General features: G+C 63.2%; 2 protein-coding genes. Both read left to right on the plus strand.

Annotated elements, in window-relative coordinates; genetic code table 11:
- The first annotated feature begins 538 nt into the window (after positions 1 to 538).
- Positions 539 to 1,810 (plus strand): phosphatase domain-containing protein, encoded by a 1,272-nt coding sequence (locus tag Q392_RS26265; RefSeq protein ID WP_245610831.1) that lies wholly within the window; start codon positions 539 to 541, stop codon positions 1,808 to 1,810.
- 55 nt (positions 1,811 to 1,865) lie between these two features.
- A complete protein-coding gene (locus Q392_RS26270; RefSeq protein WP_038215522.1) occupies positions 1,866 to 2,273 on the plus strand; it encodes a hypothetical protein in 408 nt (135 codons plus the stop codon).
- Positions 2,274 to 2,577 lie beyond the last annotated feature (304 nt).

Here is a 2,577-nt window from a genome sequence, read left to right on the forward strand (position 1 = left end):
TCGATCTCCTCTTCCATCCATGACCTCCTTCGCTGTGAAAGGGGGTCAGTTCTCAATGGCGCCAGGGGGGCAGTTTTTCATGGCGCCTGACAGCAGGTTAGGGTTCTTACGTGGGTCAGATTTGGATGGAAATTACCGGGCCAAGTGGGTCAGTTCTGGATGGAAATCAACATGGGGGGCGCTGAGAGCGTTGAACTTGAGCTTGGGGGCTCGGAAAGGCGCCGCGTTTTTTGGCGGGGAGTACCAACGAGCCCGGCTCTCGCGTGCAAGGGGACGGGGAGGTACATTTTGATACATTGACTCCACTATGCGCACTTCCGTTCTACTTGACGGAATAGTCGAAATTGCTGATATTAGTTTCTAAATGTTTCAATCGTCAGTGGAATTTGCGAGGCAGGAGGGCGCGCACTCAGCCGGTGGCGGGCAGCGAGATGGGCATGGTCGGATGTGGCCTGAGGCCCCCTATCTCTCATCAGACTGCCCGAGCGCCAAGTCGTTGGCGGCTGCACCGCAGGTCTTAGAGGTTGAGGGGTTCGGCGTGGCCTTCGGCGAGCGGGTGATTCTGGCCGAGGTGAATCTGTGGCTGCCCGTGCGTGGCGTCACAGCGCTGATTGGCCCGACGGGTACGGGGAAGTCCACGCTGCTGCGTTCGCTGGCGGGTCTGAATGACAACAACCCCCGCTTCCGGCGTTGGGGCCACGCGGCATACCAAGGTGAAGTGGTGGGCGACGGCAACCGCCCCGCGCTCGTCCAGCAGCACGCGCGGCTGATGCAGGCGCGTGCGTTGGATGCACTGGCGGATGGCGCTCGCAGCCGTGGCCTCCAGCCGCCATCGGACTTGGAAGGGTGGGCACTGGCGCTGCTCGACGCAATGGAGTTTCCGGAATTGCGCCCGTATCTGCGCGCGCAGTGCATCGACCTGCCGCCAATGCTTCAGCGCGCGCTCGCCATCCTTCGCGACGCCGCATGCGACGACGCGCTGCTGATGGTGGACGAGCCGACGTTTGGCCTGGCCGACTATGACGCATTCGTGTTGCTCGACCTGCTGCAGCGCATCGCTGCGCAGCGCTGTGTCCTGATCGTGCTGCATAACCTGCGACATGTGCAGCGGGTGGCGGAGGAACTGCTGCTGCTGGCAGGCGGGCGCATCCAGGAGGCGGCCACGGTGGAGCGCTTCTTCACCGAACCGGTATCCATGGCCGGCCGCCAGATGCTCGCCACCGGCAGTTGCGCGCTGCCCGCGCCGGATGCCCGTGCCGAGAGCCTGGCTGAGGACGTGGAACCGCCGCCGCCGCTGCCGATCATTGCGCAACTGGCGCTCAAGGCCGCTCCGGAGTCGCTCGGACCACGCGGCTTCACGTGGGTCGTGCCCGGCCGGCTGGCCGGCACGCCAAAACCCGGCGTGGTCAACGACATCGACTACGACCTCCAGGCCCTGAGTCGGGTCGGCATCACCTGTCTGATCACATTGACGGAGGACGATCTGCCTCAGGACGCGCTGCGTCGCAACGGGCTCACCAACCTGCACCTCCCCATCCGTGACCGCGAACCGCCGACGGTGGCGCAGATCGCCATGCTGTTGGTGCACATGGAGCGCCTGCTGGCGCGCGGAGAGGTATTGGCCGCCCATTGCCTGGCCGGCATCGGTCGTACCGGCACTGTGCTGGCCTGCTGGCTGATTCGCGAAGGCCTGACGGCCGAAGAGGCCCTCAAACGGGTGCGCCGCATCGAGCCCCGGTTCGTGCAGAGCGAAGAGCAAGAGGAGTTCCTCCACCGCTACGAGCACGAAATTCTCCGGCGCGTGACCTGAAGCTCCGGCGCTGCCCGACCAGATATTGCAACCCAGAAAGTAGAAAGGAACCCCCATGAGTCTCGACTCCGCCTTGAACAAAGCTGCCACCACCATTCCGGAATGCGTCGCTGCAGGCTACGTCGACGTGTCCTCCGGTATGCTGCTGGCGATCAAGACGGTGGACTCCCACCCGCGCGAGGTCATCGACCTGGTGGCTGCAGCGACTGCGGACATCTTCAACGGACCGAACGTGTCGATGATCGAGAAGATGTTCAAGCGTGCACGTGGCTTGAGCGACGACGGACACCACTACTTTCAGGAGATCGTGGTTAACAGCGACAACCTGATCCACGTCTTCCTGCGCGGTAAGCGGAACCCTGAATATGTGGCCGTTTTCGTTTGCCGCCGTACCGCCAACCTCGGCATGGCCCTGACGAAGGCACGCATCGCCATGCCTGACCTGGAGGCCGCAGCGGGCTGACTAGGCGCCGAGGCCCTGTCTGAACAAGAAGCAATCCGCAAGGGCCTCGCTCAGCGTGACACTGCCGCAGGTGTCCTCCGATGCCGCGCGGATGGTCGGAGGGGGCTGCGGCCCTGGTGATCGACGGCGTGTCTCGCTCTGCTTTTGGTTTCCCCAAAAGGAAACGATGACATGGTTTTGGATTTCAACAAGATTAGCAAGTGGGCCGTACTGAACCGCCCCGGCTTTCGCGGAGGCCGATTGGCTTGAGTCAGGCCGGAGTGGCCTGCTGCTCAAGATTGCGATAGTAGGTGGTCTCGAACTC

The sequence above is a fragment of the Xenophilus azovorans DSM 13620 genome, from assembly GCF_000745855.1.
Lineage (GTDB): Bacteria > Pseudomonadota > Gammaproteobacteria > Burkholderiales > Burkholderiaceae_C > Xenophilus > Xenophilus azovorans.

Excerpts from the sequence above, each read along its gene's own strand:
- Q392_RS26270 (WP_038215522.1), top strand. The coding sequence starts at position 1,866 with ATGAGTCTCGACTCCGCCTTGAACAAAGCTGCCACCACCATTCCGGAA.